The sequence below is a fragment of the Brevibacillus porteri genome (assembly GCF_003013475.1).
In the GTDB taxonomy this organism is placed as follows: domain Bacteria; phylum Bacillota; class Bacilli; order Brevibacillales; family Brevibacillaceae; genus Brevibacillus; species Brevibacillus porteri.
This window is the reverse complement of record NZ_PXZO01000011.1, coordinates 1-14,556: the sequence shown is the minus strand read 5'-3', so window position 1 is coordinate 14,556 and position 14,556 is coordinate 1. Positions and strand designations below refer to the sequence as shown.

Annotated in this window: 14 protein-coding genes; 5 read left to right on the top strand and 9 right to left on the bottom strand. The window is 48.1% G+C overall.

All coding sequences use genetic code 11. From position 1 onward, the window contains the following. Positions 1-75: 75 nt before the first annotated feature. The 6 genes from C7R92_RS08145 to C7R92_RS08115 form a co-directional block, all read right to left on the bottom strand. Entirely contained in the window at positions 76-570 is a 495-nt protein-coding gene (locus tag C7R92_RS08145; protein WP_106833862.1) for a GyrI-like domain-containing protein, read from the bottom strand. A gap of 82 nt (positions 571-652) precedes the next feature. Further along, complete coding sequence (locus C7R92_RS08140) at positions 653-1,585, bottom strand: helix-turn-helix transcriptional regulator (RefSeq protein ID WP_106833861.1); 933 nt, start codon at positions 1,583-1,585, stop codon at positions 653-655. 377 nt (positions 1,586-1,962) lie between these two features. Next, entirely contained in the window at positions 1,963-2,172 is a 210-nt protein-coding gene (locus tag C7R92_RS08130) for a hypothetical protein (RefSeq protein WP_007727355.1), read from the bottom strand. Between the two features lie 76 nt (positions 2,173-2,248). Further along, positions 2,249-3,082, bottom strand: coding sequence for an ethanolamine ammonia-lyase subunit EutC (gene eutC, locus C7R92_RS08125; RefSeq protein WP_106833860.1), 834 nt, complete (start codon positions 3,080-3,082; stop codon positions 2,249-2,251). Positions 3,083-3,102: 20 nt separating this feature from the next. Then, positions 3,103-4,464 carry an ethanolamine ammonia-lyase subunit EutB gene (locus tag C7R92_RS08120; protein ID WP_106833859.1) on the bottom strand — a complete coding sequence of 454 codons (1,362 nt, stop codon included), beginning with the start codon at positions 4,462-4,464 and terminating at the stop codon, positions 3,103-3,105. A 138-nt stretch (positions 4,465-4,602) separates the two neighbouring features. After that, positions 4,603-4,977 (bottom strand): response regulator, encoded by a 375-nt coding sequence (locus C7R92_RS08115; RefSeq protein ID WP_106833858.1) that lies wholly within the window; start codon positions 4,975-4,977, stop codon positions 4,603-4,605. 303 nt (positions 4,978-5,280) lie between these two features. Between C7R92_RS08115 and C7R92_RS08110 the strand changes: the two genes are divergently transcribed. Together C7R92_RS08110 and C7R92_RS08105 are read left to right on the top strand one after the other, a co-directional pair. After that, entirely contained in the window at positions 5,281-6,348 is a 1,068-nt protein-coding gene (locus tag C7R92_RS08110) for a bifunctional transcriptional activator/DNA repair enzyme AdaA (protein ID WP_106833857.1), read from the top strand. 48 nt (positions 6,349-6,396) lie between these two features. Beyond that, positions 6,397-7,860: a DHA2 family efflux MFS transporter permease subunit gene (locus C7R92_RS08105; RefSeq protein ID WP_106833856.1), complete on the top strand. Its 1,464-nt coding sequence runs from the start codon at positions 6,397-6,399 to the stop codon at positions 7,858-7,860. A gap of 100 nt (positions 7,861-7,960) precedes the next feature. Here the strand turns inward: C7R92_RS08105 and C7R92_RS08100 are convergent, their stop codons facing one another. Further along, complete coding sequence (locus C7R92_RS08100) at positions 7,961-8,401, bottom strand: Rrf2 family transcriptional regulator (RefSeq protein ID WP_012686286.1); 441 nt, start codon at positions 8,399-8,401, stop codon at positions 7,961-7,963. A 155-nt stretch (positions 8,402-8,556) separates the two neighbouring features. On the opposite strand from C7R92_RS08100, the gene C7R92_RS08095 reads away from it, so the two are divergent. After that, a complete protein-coding gene (locus C7R92_RS08095; RefSeq protein ID WP_106833855.1) occupies positions 8,557-9,846 on the top strand; it encodes an acyl-CoA thioesterase/bile acid-CoA:amino acid N-acyltransferase family protein in 1,290 nt (429 codons plus the stop codon). A gap of 73 nt (positions 9,847-9,919) precedes the next feature. Continuing rightward, on the top strand, positions 9,920-10,258 hold the full coding sequence (locus tag C7R92_RS08090) for a histidine triad nucleotide-binding protein (RefSeq protein WP_007727375.1): 339 nt from the start codon (positions 9,920-9,922) through the stop codon (positions 10,256-10,258). A 10-nt stretch (positions 10,259-10,268) separates the two neighbouring features. Here the strand turns inward: C7R92_RS08090 and C7R92_RS08085 are convergent, their stop codons facing one another. Further along, positions 10,269-11,246, bottom strand: coding sequence for a YpdA family putative bacillithiol disulfide reductase (locus tag C7R92_RS08085; RefSeq protein ID WP_106833854.1), 978 nt, complete (start codon positions 11,244-11,246; stop codon positions 10,269-10,271). A 146-nt stretch (positions 11,247-11,392) separates the two neighbouring features. Between C7R92_RS08085 and C7R92_RS08080 the strand changes: the two genes are divergently transcribed. After that, positions 11,393-12,997, top strand: coding sequence for a glycosyl hydrolase family 18 protein (locus C7R92_RS08080; protein ID WP_244195690.1), 1,605 nt, complete (start codon positions 11,393-11,395; stop codon positions 12,995-12,997). A gap of 166 nt (positions 12,998-13,163) precedes the next feature. Here C7R92_RS08080 and C7R92_RS08075 read toward each other — a convergent pair whose 3' ends face one another. Then, a complete protein-coding gene (locus tag C7R92_RS08075; RefSeq protein ID WP_106833853.1) occupies positions 13,164-14,195 on the bottom strand; it encodes a Cfr family 23S rRNA (adenine(2503)-C(8))-methyltransferase in 1,032 nt (343 codons plus the stop codon). Positions 14,196-14,556: the final 361 nt, after the last annotated feature.

Genomic DNA, 14,556 nt, shown 5'->3' with positions numbered 1-14,556 from the left:
GTGAAGAAATCATGGAAAAAAGCAAAACAGTCGTAGCCTGATCGACTACAACTGTTTGTATGATTTGCTGCACCATTATTCTTCTGAGATCGCGATGTACAAATCTACTTGCGCGTTGTCGGGATCAGCGCAGCGCACTCCGTCATATCGTTCGAAATCTCCGGTAAATGTCCGCTTGTTCCCCGGTTGATGGGACCACTCCCACACCTTCGCCCACGCTTCCATCACAACCTCTACCATCGGGCCTACGCGCGTCGTAAATACGGCATAGGTAGAAGCCGGTAGAGTCTTGACCGTGAGCTCAGCAGGAAGCTCACCGTTCTTTTCTACAACGGTTCCTACTAACAAGGCGTACTCGCCTGTCTCGTCACTGTCGTAATCGGAATACACACCCAGAACAACACCCGGCTCTTTTTGATGGGGAGTTTTGAAGGGATGCTCTTCTTGATAATAGCGTCGCCATAGATCCCCAATTTTCGGATTCGGTCCGCATTCCGCCTCATTGGTTGTTCGAATTTGCAAGCCTGCTACACGCATTTCATCCAGTTTGACAATCGTTGGGTTCATCATTAACCACGCTCCTGTAAGAGATTGCTTACATGACTTAGTATAATGACCTTACCTTGACAACTATCTGTCAACGTTTCAACACTCATTCATAAAGTTTTGTCATTCTTTTTACTGTATCCCTCATTCGTTCCCTCACATGCTCAGGCTCATGTACAAACAAGGTATCGCCAAAGCTAAGCAGCATGCCGTTTAACCACTCATCGTCTGTCATCATCGTTCGTACTAGTATCGAGCCATCCTGCATGGTCTCTATCGCTTCTGGCGCAAACATATCCCGTACCCTTACATGTACCCTCGAAGAAAATTGGAGGACAAGTGAAATTCGCTCTGACGTATCCCATTCTTCGAGCCATTCCAGCTTATCTGCTTGTTGATACGGGCGTGGCGAAAACTCCTCTGTAAGCACAGACATGTCTGCAATCCGTGACAAGCGAAACAGACGATCCTCCTGGCGCTGTAAACAATAGCCATACACGTACCACACATACCCTTTGATAATCAGTTTTACAGGCTCAATGGTGCGCTCTGTCGCATCGCCTTGCATTTTCGTATAGGTGATCCGCACACGAAGTCTCTTCTCGATGGCTTCCCTCAGCCTGTTTACTTTTTCGGCGATTGCCGGTGTACTGCCCCACGGATTGAAGTCGTAAATAACGGGATGTGCACTTCCTTGCAGAGAGGATGGTGCGGTGATGAGCAACGCTTTTATTTTTTCCAAAAGCTGTCCGATTTGCTTATCGTCTGTGGAGGAATGAACGCCTTTTAGCGCAGCGATAACCGCAACCAGCTCGTCCAAGGATAAGTATTGCCGATCGATCGTAAAATTCTCCATGATCTCGTAACCGCCGCTTGCCCCAGGGTACGCTACAATCGGAATTCCGGCTGCGTTAATGGTTTCCAAATCCCGATAGACCGTACGCAAGGATACTTCAAAGTGATCGGATAGTTCACGAGCGCTCACACGGCGCTTATTCAACAGCATGATAACAATAGCGAGTAGCCGTTCTACCTTCATGGTTTGCCCCCATTTGGTTTGGGTCAACATTGTGGAGGAGAAGAAAAAGCACAGTTCTCTTCGACTCTGACACGCCAGCAGGGGGATTGACTGTCCGTCTCCACTTCAACAAGGGGACCGTCGAGCCAAAGCCACCCTACAGGCGGAAGATTCTCGAGGAAGAAGTGTTCGACAAGCATGGTCCCCTTTTTGAAGTTCCGACTGGGTAGGCGTTGTCAAGGTCTACGAGCCCTGTGCTTTTTCTTCTCACTAGCTTTGTTGGTTCATCGATACTTTTTAACAATTTGAAGAGCATTCCGGATCAATGATCATACAAAAAAGAGAACCTGCAGCCTAAACTTGCTGCACATTCCCTTTTTGCCTTGCTTCATTCGAAACTATACGCCCATACGTCTGCGTTGATTGTTTGGTTTTTTGGTGAGCTGGCTTTTCATGCTCTGATTTTGCGCCTTTTGATTCAACGGATTATTAGCTTGTGCTTGCGCTTGTTTTTTCTCCGCCATTTTGCGCTTCATCGCCTCTTGCAGGCTGATCTTCCCAGGCTTTTGCTCAGTGGTTTCTTTTTCGTTTTGGTTTGGCTCCGTCATGCGTAGCAACTCCTCATAGAAATTGGTTATCTTCTATGTATTCTAGTGCAAGACAGGAGGAAGCGCCAGTGGGAATCTACCCGTTATTCACCCGAAGCTGTGATAATTTCACACCGCTCGCCTGGTACTTCAAAATTTCCTCCAAAAGCTCTGCAAGGTACGCACCTGCCTCAATCGGTAGCGTGCCACCCTTATGAATATTAGAAATAACCGTACGATCTGATTCTACCGTATTGGCATCCGGTTTGTAAATCATGTAAGCACTGAGACTTTCTGCCGTTGCAAGTCCCGGTCTTTCCCCGATCAAGGAGATGACGACCTTGCAATTTACGATGGACGCGACCTGATCTTGAATCCAGACGCGACCTTTGTTAATGAATACTGGCTTTCCTACACTGATGTTTCTCAAGGAAAGACCTTGGATTAACGCAGGCAGCAAGTCTGGAATCGTCGCCTCACACGCCGAGGTGCTGAGTCCGTCCGAAATGACGATTTGAACATCTTTTCCTTTATCCCCATTCTGCTCCAGCCAACGAGCGGATTCATCCGATAACATCCGGCCCGAGTCGAGGTTCATTAAATACTCCTCCATGCTCGTCGCTCTTGAATGGAGAACAGGAAGCTGCAAGCTCTCGATCAGTTCCGGACTGATTGTTTTCATGACCGCATCGCGAGCCGCTGCCTGATCTATGCGAAATTGCAGATAGCTACCCGTCTTCATTCGGGTACCCGCTCTACCGATTCCGATACGAGCCGGCGTTCGCTTCATCGCTTGCTCCAATGCTTCTGGATTGTTGGGGTTCTTTACCCCGCATTGCTTTTGCTCAGGAAAATCAATTACGCCCTGCCCTATTTTGGACAGCTCATCGATTACGCGCTGAACCAAGTCGTCCATATTGATCTGTTTCATCTGGCTTACCTCCCCGCTCGTTAGTCAAAAATGGTTAAATCGCCTGCACGCTCTGTCAAACGACCATTTTCCATAATGCCCATTTTTTCCAACCATTTCTCGAATTCCCGGAGAGGTCGCAGTCCCAAGAGCTCGCGGTAGCTGGCGTCATCGTGGTAGCTCGTGTCTTGGTAACTGAGCATGACGTCGTCCCCACCTGGTACGCCCATATAAAAATTCGCCCCTGCCAAGGTCGTCAGCATCCCTGCAATTTCCTGGTCATTCTGATCCGCATACATGTGATTCGTATAAGTCGGAGCGATTCCCATCGGCAAACCATGCAGCTTGCCCATAAACAAGTCCTCCAGATCAGCACGAATCATCTGTCTGCCATCATAAAGTGTTTCTGGTCCGATAAAGCCAGAGACGTTATTGACCATAAACGGCTTCCAGTGACGGCAAAAACCGTACGTACGGGCTTCTAGCGTCTGCATATCGACGCCTTCATGGGAGTCCAGTGACACTTCGGAGCCTTGCCCTGTCTCAAAATACATGACGTTTGGTCCCGACGCCGTGCCTTTTCGAAGCATCAAATCCATTGCCTCATCCAAAATCTCCTTGTTCACGCCAAACGCATCATTCGCTCTTTGTGAACCTGCCAGACTTTGGAACATCAGAGAAATGGGCGCTCCGCCGCGAAGAGCCTGCATCTGTGTCGTGATGTGAGCCAGAACGCAGTTTTGCGTAGGAATTTCCCACTTTTGCATGAAATCATGTGTCATTTTCAAGAGCTTGGTAACGCTTTCAACGGAATCATTATTGGGGTTAATTCCAATAACAGCGTCGCCAGATCCGTATGACAAGCCTTCCTTCATCGAAGCCAAAATGCCATCGGGATCATCGATTGGGTGATTCGGCTGGCAACGGAACGCCAGTCTTCCCGGCTCGCCAATCAGTGTGTTGCAGTACGCTTGATGCTTCATTTTTTGGGAAGCCATGACTAAGTCAATGCTGGACATCAGCTTGGCGGTAGCGGAAATCATCTCGCTTGTGAGTCCACGGCTAATTCTTGTGAGCTCAGGTATTCCTGTGGAAAACGACAAGATGTACTCCCGTAGCTCCCCTACTGTCCAATTTTTAATCTCATTGTAAATGGAGAGATTGATATCATCATAAATGATCCGTGTCACTTCGTCTTTTTCGTACGGAATGACTGGATTTTCATATATATCACGAAGTTGCATTTCACTTAATACGACTTTGGCCGCCATCCGCTCCAGTGCGGAATTGGCTGCTAGTTTACTCATGTGATCGCCAGACTTTTCTTCACTCGCTTTAGCCAATACATCACGAACCGAAGTAAACTGGTAATGCTGTTTACGTACAACGCAAGCCAATTTCATCTCTAGCTTCACTCACTTTCTTTTCAACTTTCCGTAAACTCTATCTCATGGAACGTAAAAAAGCGCTTCGAAACATAAGACGAAATGCTCGCCTTGGTCCAAGCGCCGTTGCTCTTCCTACGATTCACTTTTTTGCGTTCATTGTTTGCCCGTAAGCACGAACTCCACTGCCGGTAGCAGTTCTTCCTCCATGACGGGTTTGACCAGATAGGCACATATCCCTTTCGCTTTGGCTTGCATGACCATGTCCTTTTGACTGTAAGCAGTCAAGAGAAGGATAGCCGCGTCCGAATGCTCTCGGATAATCCCAGTCGCTGTCAAACCGTCCATAATTGGCATTTTGACATCCATAATAATGAGATGCGGATTCCACTTTTGCGTCAATCGAACGGCCTCTTTGCCGTTTTTTCCTTCAGCTACGACGTTATATCCCTGCTCTTGCAACATCTCGACCAGGTCCATACGCGTTATGGGGTCGTCGTCTATGATGATGACTCGATAATGCTGACGCAATACTCCACCTCCCGATCACCATTGAACGGACGTGCCAACTGCTCATCATTTCCATACGCAACCGACGCCGTTGTCGGTTTATCGCATATTTCTGAATACGTTTATTATATCTATATTTTCAGGCTAATTCCAGCTTAAATCCTATCCATGAGCGTCAGAGATGGTATTTCTACGAACTATCCGTTTCTCCTAAAACTTCCCGCCGAGTCTTGTCTTCGCCTAAAAAAATCAATGTACGATTTTCGGCTGCAGTCATTTTTGGTGAGCGATAAAATGAAAACATAATAATCGAGGGGGAAAAGAATGATAAGGGCCGAGATGAAGTCCGAGTATTATCAGGCGTTACTGGATAAAAACTCAGAATATGAAGGTGTCTTTTTTGTTGGAGTCAAGACAACTGGCGTATTCTGTCGCCCGACATGTCCAGCTAGAAAACCTAAGTTTATTAATTGTGAGTTTTTTGATCATGCCAAACAAGCACTTCTAGCCTCATTCCGGCCCTGCCAGCGCTGCCGTCCACTTTCACATCCCAATCATGTTTCAGAGCTTGTGCGTCTGCTAGTTAGCGCTGTAGAAGAAAACCCCGAGCAGCGCTGGACGGAAAAAGATTTTCAAAGATTATCCGTGGACGCTGCAACAGCGCGACGCCAATTCAAAAAACGTTTTGGCATGACGTTCGTCGAATATGCAAGGGCGCGACGTATGGGAATTGCACTGAAAGAAATCAGAGAAGGAAAAGCAATCATTGATGCCCAACTATCCACCGGATACGAGTCCAGCAGTGGGTTTCGAGACGCATTTTCACGAATTATGGGGGCAGCACCTACTCTTCTTGGAGATCATCATGTCTTAAAGGCATCGTGGCTGGATACGCGACTGGGTCCCATGATAGCTATCGCGGATGAAGCAGCGCTATATCTACTTGAATTCGTAGATCGCCGCGGCTTGGAACGAGAAGTTGAACGTCTTAGACAAAGAACGAAGTCAGCGATTATCCCTGGTTCTACAGCGCCAATTCGTTCGATTGAACGTGAGTTAATGGAGTATTTTGACGGAAAGTTAACAGAATTTGCAACGCCTTTGTTTATGGTTGGATCGCCTTTTCAAAAAATGATCTGGGAGCATTTACAAACGATCCCCCCCGGTCAAACCTCATCCTATTCCGAGGTTGCAGCAGCTATTGGGAAACCAAGCGCCTTTCGTGCTGTCGCTCAAGCAAATGGTGCGAATCAGTTAGCAATCGTCATCCCCTGTCACCGTGTCATCAACTCCAATGGTGATTTGGGTGGGTACGGAGGAGGACTTTCACGTAAACGCTGGCTGCTTCATCATGAAAAAGAAACGCCCGCCCCATTTGACTCAGATTCGTGAAAAATCCGGCAAATGGATCATGGATGAATAAGCAAAGGAGTGTACAAATTGAGACCCATACAATCGAATAAATGGGCTGTTTTATCTGTGGTCACGCTTGTTTCGTTCATTACTAACTTAGACGCAACGATTGTGGTTATCGGTCTTCCTGCTATCATGGAAGATTTGCGTATTCCGATCAACATCGGTATGTGGACGATTACCGCGTTCTACATCATGAGCACATTATTTTTGCTTCCAGCTGGGCGTTGGTCGGATATGCTCGGAACCAAGCACATTTTTTTATGGGGGCTCACCTTGTTCACGATTTCCACTGCGCTTTGCGGACTTGCGAACTCAAGCGCAACACTGATCGGTGCACGACTCCTTCAGGGAACTGGTGCGGCAATGGCAATGGCATCAGCAACACCAATCCTCATACGGACATTCCCACCCAATCAGCTCGGAATCGCTCTCGGGATTAACAACATATCATGGGTGACTGGATCACTCATCGGTCCGGTGATCGGAGGCGCGCTTATCGATGATTTCGGATGGCGATCCATCTTTTTTGTAGCTGTCCCCACTGGAGTCATTGGTTTGATCTCTGGCCTCCTGGTTCTCAAAAACACGACCCCAATCGAAAAGGGCAAGACTGACTGGCCGGGGATTTTGACCTTTGGACCAGGTTTAGTCGCTCTGCTTGTCGCACTGTCTGAGGGGCAGTCTTGGGGTTGGACATCGGTACCCACACTTAGCCTCTTTGCAACCGCTCTACTTTTATGGATAGCATTCGTACTCATCGAACTACGTGTTCGAAATCCACTTTTTCCTCTAAGCCTTTTCACTTATCGAAACTATTCGATTGGTCTTGGAATCACGATGAGTTATTGCATTGGTTACTTCGCCGTCACCATTCTCCTGATGCTATATCTGCAAGGGGCACATCGCTTAAGCCCTTTGGAAGCGGGATTGTTATTGATCCCATTATCGATTCCCCAACTCTTCACGGCCCCCTTTGGCGGTAAATTTGCCGACCGTTTTGGCCCCGTGCGTATGATTCTGTTAGGATCATTCCTAATAGGCTTAGCCCTTCTGCTACTTGGACAACTTGGTTCTCAGTTATCGAACATGGCTGTGATTATTCCGCTTCTTATCATATCCGCCGCCACTGGTCTGTCCTGGCCTTCGCTCGCAAAAGCAGTCCTATCTGCTGCTCCGCAAGAGCGCGCTGGCTCCGCTTCAGGTATGTTCTGGACCGTCTATGAAATGTGTCGGGCAATAAGTCAAGCTCTTTCATTGGTAGTTGTACAGCTAAGCGTCAAGTCTTCATCCGTCTTGCCGCTATTTTCCGAAACGGGAACGGGAGAAATCGCTCAATCAAAGAGTGCCTTGATCTATGCAACGAACAACGGTTTCCGATTCTTCGCCATATTCTTCGCTATCGCAATCGTATTAGGATTTTTTCTCATGAAGCCGCAATCGAAGAAAGATAGCTGGAAGGAAAAGAATATAGTCCGTCAGTCTGGATAAGTTGTGCAAGCTTCCCCACCCGTCAGGTGGCGGGAATCGACACGTTGCTGGCACTCCTTCCTCGCAAAAATGCCCTCGCATACGCAAGGGCATTTTTTTCTTACTGCGCTTTTTCTGTTATTTTTTGACGTAGGTTATCTACGAGCTCGGACATTTTCACTCCGCCCAAAATCTCCTCCATGGCATGCTGCGCACGGGTCAAAATCAACTCTAGCACAAACTGTATATTCGCTCCCACTGGACAATCAGGATTCGGTTGCTCATGGATGTGAAAAAGTTGCCCTTCTTCCACGACATCAACTGCACGGTAAATCTCTAGAAGCGTGATTTGATCCAGTTCCTTGGCGAGAGAAGCGCCGCCAGCTCCGGCACGTACGTTCACGAGCCCAGCCTTCTTCAACAGGCCCAGCACACGTCGGATCACGACCGGATTCGTATTCACACTACCCGCGATCCATTCGGAAGTACAATGCGAATTAGAATCAATGGAAAGCAGTGATAAGATGTGGACCGCAATGGAGAAACGGCTGCTGATTTTCATACGTTGTCACCCTTTCGTTGTAATGATTATAGTTACACCCCATACAAGAAGTCAAGTTAACCATACCGTCACATTTCGTCTCATCGAACTTTTATTCATTCTACTATAATAACTTTGTCAAGTGTTCCCTTAATCTGGAAGGAGTGTTGACTAAAATGATGCTTCCACAAATTGAAGTTACGCCTGCTACAGCCTTAATAGATGTTCCCGTCCACATTACACTTAGCGGGTTTGTCCCGAATCAATTAATCACCCTTCATGCCACTCTGAAAAATGGGTTGCCTGGAGGAGATTTGACTGCATCATCACATGCCATCTTTCAAGCGGACGAAAATGGCTCAGTCGATTTAGTTTCTCAAGCCCCCTTGTTTGGTACTTATGAGGGAATTGATCCGATGGGGCTGTTCTGGTCTATGAATGTCCAGACCATGCGTTTCTATCATGCCTATTCTCTGGACGATTTTCAGTTCACCCCACGCTCCACCGAGATAGAATTAACGGCAGAGGTATGCGATAAACCCGTAGCGAAAGCAGTCGTGAAACGTATTTTTGTCTCCCGCGACGTATCGATACAGAAAGTGACAGACCATGGGCTAGTCGGTCTGTATTTTTCAAAACCCCACACAGAGCAAAAACCCGCCATTGTCGTACTAGGTGGTAGTGAAGGCGGAATTGGCTCATGCTCCCAATTTGCTGCTTTGTTCGCCTCTCACGGCTATCCAGCGCTAGCACTCGCTTACTTCCAATGCAATGATCTTCCAGACGATATTCGCCAGATCCCGATCGAATATGTTCAACACGCCATTCATTGGCTACAACAGCAGCCCTCCGTACATCCTGATAAAATTACGTTATTCGGACGTTCCAAAGGAGCAGAATTGGCATTAGTCACAGCATCGATTGATCAAGACGTACATGCTGTTATTGCTTCGAGTCCCAGCTCTACTGTCAATATCGGGACGGATAAGGCATTCGCTGGATCAGACACGTTCTCCCCACAATCCTCTTGGTCGTTTCAAGGTGAGCCACTTCCTTTCGTGCCATGGACAGAGGATCAAACAAAAGTCTCGCAGGAGCGACTCGACGCACGTCTACGTATCGATCATATCCATGCCGAAGCCTGGGCTGCCTGTGATTGGTTAGAAGATGCCGAAATCCCGGTGGAAAAAATTAATGGCCCGATCCTCTTCCTCTCCTCGGATGACGATCACTGGTGGCCAGCAGCAGAGCAATGCGAGCATATGGTGCAACGGCTGAAGGATCATCAGTTTGCTCATTCAGTGGTGCATTTGCGTTATGCGGATACAGGACACGGAATCCGCTTTCCTTACATACCAACTACCCGCATACAGCTCAATGGTGGTACGCCCAAAAACAACGCCTACGCATCCGAGCACTCTTGGCGTGAGGTTCTGCAGTTTTTGGAGCGGACTTTTCCAGGGTAAAAAACAGGGAAAGCCTACTCGCATGACGAAGTAGGCTTTACGATCTATCATTTTAGAAAGGATGTATTGCCCTATGGACTGCCTATTTTGCAAGATTGTAAACGGAGACATTCCGTCTAAAAAAGTGTATGAGGACGAGCATGTACTGGCTTTTCACGACATTAATCCTGTTGCCCCTGTACATGTCCTGATGATTCCGAAAAAGCATATTCAATCCGTTCTGGCTATCGAGCCTGAGGACAAGGAGCTGATCGGTCACCTTCATCTGTCGCTGCAAAAAGTAGCAGAGACAATGGGCGTGAACGAGGATGGCTTCCGTATCGTCACCAACATTGGCAAACACGGTCAACAAACCGTCTTCCATCTGCACTACCACCTCATCGGAGGCAGACAATTGGAGTGGCAGTTCTAATCACTATCAGCTACTGCTCCCTTTGAGAGGCAATGTGGCGGGCGATACCTTCACCGTGAAACCTTCCATTTTCGATAAAAATGGCGTTTGCGTGTTGGCCCGCCGCAATGACTCCCGCTATATAGAGACCTGGGATGTTCGTCACCATCGTCTCTGGATGATGTGCCGGAATTCCCGTTTCCTCGTCAATCATAACCCCTAACGAATGAAGGAAGGTACGATCCGGACGGTATCCAATCAATGAAAACACATGATCATTGGCAAGGGTAATGACTTCCTCCCCTGTTTTCACCTTGATAGAACGCTCCTCAATGCTCTCGACTGTTGCACCGAACAGCATGTGGATGCGTCCTTTTTTGATCAGACTCTCAAAAACAGGCCTTGTCCATGCCTTGACCTTGCCGGAGAGCTCCGTTCGGCGGCAAATCACCGTTACTTCTGCTCCTGCCCGCTCCAGCTCCATCGCCGCATCTACGGCAGAGTTGTTACCCCCTACTACCGCTACTTTCAGCCCTGTATACGGATGTGCTTCCTTGTAGAAAGACGAAACCTTCGGCAGCTCCTCGCCTGGTACATCCAGCCGATTTGGATTGTCAAAGTAACCTGTGGCGATCACCAAGCTTTTCGCTTCGTACGTATGTGTGTTGGCGAATCGGTCCGTTGTCGTGACATGAAAGCCAGCTGGCGTCTTCTTCGCTTCCGTCACCGTCTCATATACGTTCACACGCAATTTTTCTCGCGCGGCTACCAGTCGATAGTAATTGAGTGCCTCCTGTCTGGTCGGCTTGTCGTTCGCCGTTGCAAAAGGGACGCCCCCAATCTCCAGTAAATCAGGTGTGCTATGAAAAATCATATAGGTCGGGTAGCGATAAATCGAATGGACAAGCGACCCTTTTTCAATAATGATAGGATCAAGTCCAGCTCGCTTGCAGGCAATTGCCGCTGCCAGTCCACAAGGCCCACCGCCTACAATCAGTACGTCTTCCATTTCTCTCCGCCTCGCTTCACTCTCTCTATTCTTATTCCTTCATCATATCATATCGCATTTCCAACAAAAGAGTTCGGGCACCCCGGCAAGGTTTCTACCAAAATCTGACCAATGAAAGAATGGTTCTCTCTCCTTATACTGGATGTATGATGAAAAAACAAAACCTACATATCTGGTTAGTCTCCTTAGCTTTTTTGGTGTACGGTCTCTCTTTTGCCATAGGAGTCCCTGCATCCACAGCATCGACGAATAATTTAAAAGATATCGCAAACAGCTATGCGAAAGAGCAAATACGTTCGCTACATGCGGCAGGTGTCATCGCAGGGGATGAAAACGGGTATTTTCACCCAACTCGCCCGGTGACGCGTGCTGAGTTTGTCGCGATGCTCACACGAACGCTCGGTATTAAACCGGTGGTCAGCAACGTCGCAGCCTATTCGGATGTCCCGAAAAACTCTTGGGCATACGGGTATGTACAAGCTGCTTCTGGGCTTAACATCGCGAATGGCATTAGTCCTACTGCTTTTGCTCCGAAGCGGACGATCTCTCGCGAAGAGGCCGCTGCGTTTCTTGTACGTGCACTGGAACAGAGCATTTCGTCTTCTTACCAGTTGCCCGTGAAGGATGCCAATGCGATTTCGAGCTGGGCACGCGCCTCCGTCAGCCACGCCATGCAGAAAAAATGGCTGGTAGGCTACAATGGCTACTTCCGCCCGACTCAAGCACTTTCGAGAGAAGAAACGGCTGTTATTTTATATCGAATTCAGGAGAATCTGAAGAAGCAAAACGTTACAGCAAAACCGCTTGTCTCTCTCGGATGGCAATATGAATCCACGACAGAGGAGTTCATTGCACAAGTCAAGAAAAGCGGAGTCAACACGCTGTCACCGCGTTGGTACTTCCTGCAAAAAGATGGAACGATCAGTGACATCACGGATGCTTCACTCGTCCAGTGGACTCATGCGAATGGCAAGCAAGTGTGGCCGCTATTCGGGAATAAATTCGATCCCGAAGCTACCCACAACATGCTGTCCAATCCCACTAAACGAAAAGCAGCCGTGCAAAAGCTTTCTTCATTCATTGATAAGTACCAGCTAGATGGGATTAACATCGATTTTGAAGGGTTCTCCCCTGCGGATCGCAACAACTTCACCTTGTTTATCCAGGAGCTCGCGACTGCTCTTCACGCAAAAGGTGCTGTCCTATCTGTAGATATTCCGCCAGATGGTGATTCAGACTGGAGCGATCCTTTTGATTTTGCTAAATTAGCAAAGTATGCGGATTATTTGGTAGTAATGGCCTATGAAGAGCATTGGGTAGGCGGGTCAAAAGCAGGCTCCGTGGCATCCTTGCCTTGGTTTACGAAAGTCATTACCGACCTGCTTGACGAGGTTCCGACCCAAAAGCTGATCGTCGGAATGCCTCTTTACACACGCGACTGGTACCAATCGAATGGGTCTTTGAAATCGACAGATATCAGCATCCCCGAGTCTTACCAGTTGCTCTCGCAATACAGAGCAAAAACTGTGTGGGACGATAAAGTTGGACAATACCGTTCGACGTATCAAAAGCAAGGCGTCACGCACACGATTTGGCTGGAAGAAAGCCGTTCGATTGGGCTGAAAGCTCAAGCTAGTCTGCAATGGCAAATTGGTGGATTGGCGTACTGGTACATTGGTTCTGAATCAACTGATATGTGGACAGCCATTGCCAATTCGATAACTCTTAAACATGCACGTGAAAAACTGTAAGAATCATGAAAAGAAGCGCCCTCTTCCGGCTACAGCCGTGGCAGAGGCGCTTCTTTTTGTTTAAGCTAGGCAATTCTCACTAAGTCCCGGAAGAGCCCGCGCCTCCAGGATGTTTGGGAGCCTCGACGGCTTCGTCCGGCTTAATAAATTTAGTTTCCGACATCGATTATTTAGAGCGGTATAACTGACCGCATGCTGCGTTAATGTCCGATCCGAATTGAGTTCGGACCGTGATGCTGATACCCTTTGACTTCAAGATCCGAACAAACGCTTTCATCCGATTAGGATCAGATTGCCGATAGCTGTCAAGCGTAACATCGGTCGAATTGAATGGAATCAGGTTAACGTGGTAGAGATGTTCCCCAGGTCCCCTTCCCCTTAACAACTCAGCAACTGCTTCCGCATGCGCCGTCGAGTCGTTGACTCCTCGAAGAAGAATATACGCAATATACACCTTTCTCCCGGTATGCTGGATATGACGATCCAATGCCTTCAGCACGTCATGGACTGGGAATCGGTCGTTGATCGGCATCAGCTCGCTTCTCTGATCGTCAAACGGCGAATGCAGCGAGAAGGTTAGATTGACCTGCGGAAACTCCCGTGTCAGCTTGTCGATCCCCGGCAACAGGCCGATGGTGGAAATCGTAATTCGTCGATGTCCTAAACCAAAGAGATGCGGGTCGGTCAAAATCGTCATTGCATCAAAAATATGCGGGTTGGCAAGCGCCTCCCCCATACCCATGAATGAGACGCTGTCCAAGGCGTGGCCGTTCAAGCGAAAGTGTAGCAATTGGTCGGTAATTTCGTCGGCAGTCAGATTTCGTTTCAGGCCGATGGTACCGGTGGCGCAAAACCTACACCCGAATCCGCAGCCGCACTGCGTGGAAATACAATACGATTTCCACCCCCGCTCATATGTAAGTCGTACGGCCTCCACGCGTTCATCGCCCGCAATGGTAAACAGCACCTTGCTGACCTGGTTCGACGTGAGTTCCTTTACCGGAACGATGCTGCAGACGTTCGGACCAAGTATCCGGGTCAACTCGTCGCGCAAAAATTTGGGCAGTATAGTCATCCGTCCGTATTCGCCGATGTTTTGCTTGAAAATTGCGTCCATAATCTGAGCATACCGATACTCGGGCTGCTTGAAGTCGGACAATATTCGCCGAATCGTTTCATATTTCGAGGATAGTCTCATGTCTTCTCCTTACCGCCGGAGAAAACGTAAAAAAGCAACCATCAGTTGGCACTTTGACACGTCATTAACCAACTATACAGAAAAAGCGCATACGTTTGCAGGCGGATCGCTACGTGCACCTGTCGATAGATTGGTAAACCTCCGGCAACCGATTTGTTTTTTTGTGAACCGCTTCACCTAACAGGAACCGGTTCACACAATCATCTACAACCTCAATCTCCATCGCTTTCATCCTCCTAGAAATGATTTTCTTTCAGTTCCACAAATGCAAATGAACCCGCTCTCAGAGGCTGTCAGATTCGTTACCTTGATCAATGACATGTCGGTAACCGCCTTTATCAAAAATCGAGTAGGAGGGAGT

Bases quoted from the DNA above. Each gene is read 5' to 3' on its own strand.
- C7R92_RS08145 (WP_106833862.1), bottom strand. From the start codon at position 570: ATGATGAACCCAACGATTGTCAAACTGGATGAAATGCGTGTAGCAGGC.
- C7R92_RS08140 (WP_106833861.1), bottom strand. From the start codon at position 1,585: ATGAAGGTAGAACGGCTACTCGCTATTGTTATCATGCTGTTGAATAAG.
- C7R92_RS08130 (WP_007727355.1), bottom strand. From the start codon at position 2,172: ATGACGGAGCCAAACCAAAACGAAAAAGAAACCACTGAGCAAAAGCCT.
- eutC (WP_106833860.1), bottom strand. From the start codon at position 3,082: ATGAAACAGATCAATATGGACGACTTGGTTCAGCGCGTAATCGATGAG.
- C7R92_RS08120 (WP_106833859.1), bottom strand. From the start codon at position 4,464: ATGAAATTGGCTTGCGTTGTACGTAAACAGCATTACCAGTTTACTTCG.
- C7R92_RS08110 (WP_106833857.1), top strand. From the start codon at position 5,281: ATGATAAGGGCCGAGATGAAGTCCGAGTATTATCAGGCGTTACTGGAT.
- C7R92_RS08100 (WP_012686286.1), bottom strand. From the start codon at position 8,401: ATGAAAATCAGCAGCCGTTTCTCCATTGCGGTCCACATCTTATCACTG.
- C7R92_RS08095 (WP_106833855.1), top strand. From the start codon at position 8,557: ATGATGCTTCCACAAATTGAAGTTACGCCTGCTACAGCCTTAATAGAT.
- C7R92_RS08090 (WP_007727375.1), top strand. From the start codon at position 9,920: ATGGACTGCCTATTTTGCAAGATTGTAAACGGAGACATTCCGTCTAAA.
- C7R92_RS08085 (WP_106833854.1), bottom strand. From the start codon at position 11,246: ATGGAAGACGTACTGATTGTAGGCGGTGGGCCTTGTGGACTGGCAGCG.
- C7R92_RS08080 (WP_244195690.1), top strand. From the start codon at position 11,393: ATGATGAAAAAACAAAACCTACATATCTGGTTAGTCTCCTTAGCTTTT.
- C7R92_RS08075 (WP_106833853.1), bottom strand. From the start codon at position 14,195: ATGAGACTATCCTCGAAATATGAAACGATTCGGCGAATATTGTCCGAC.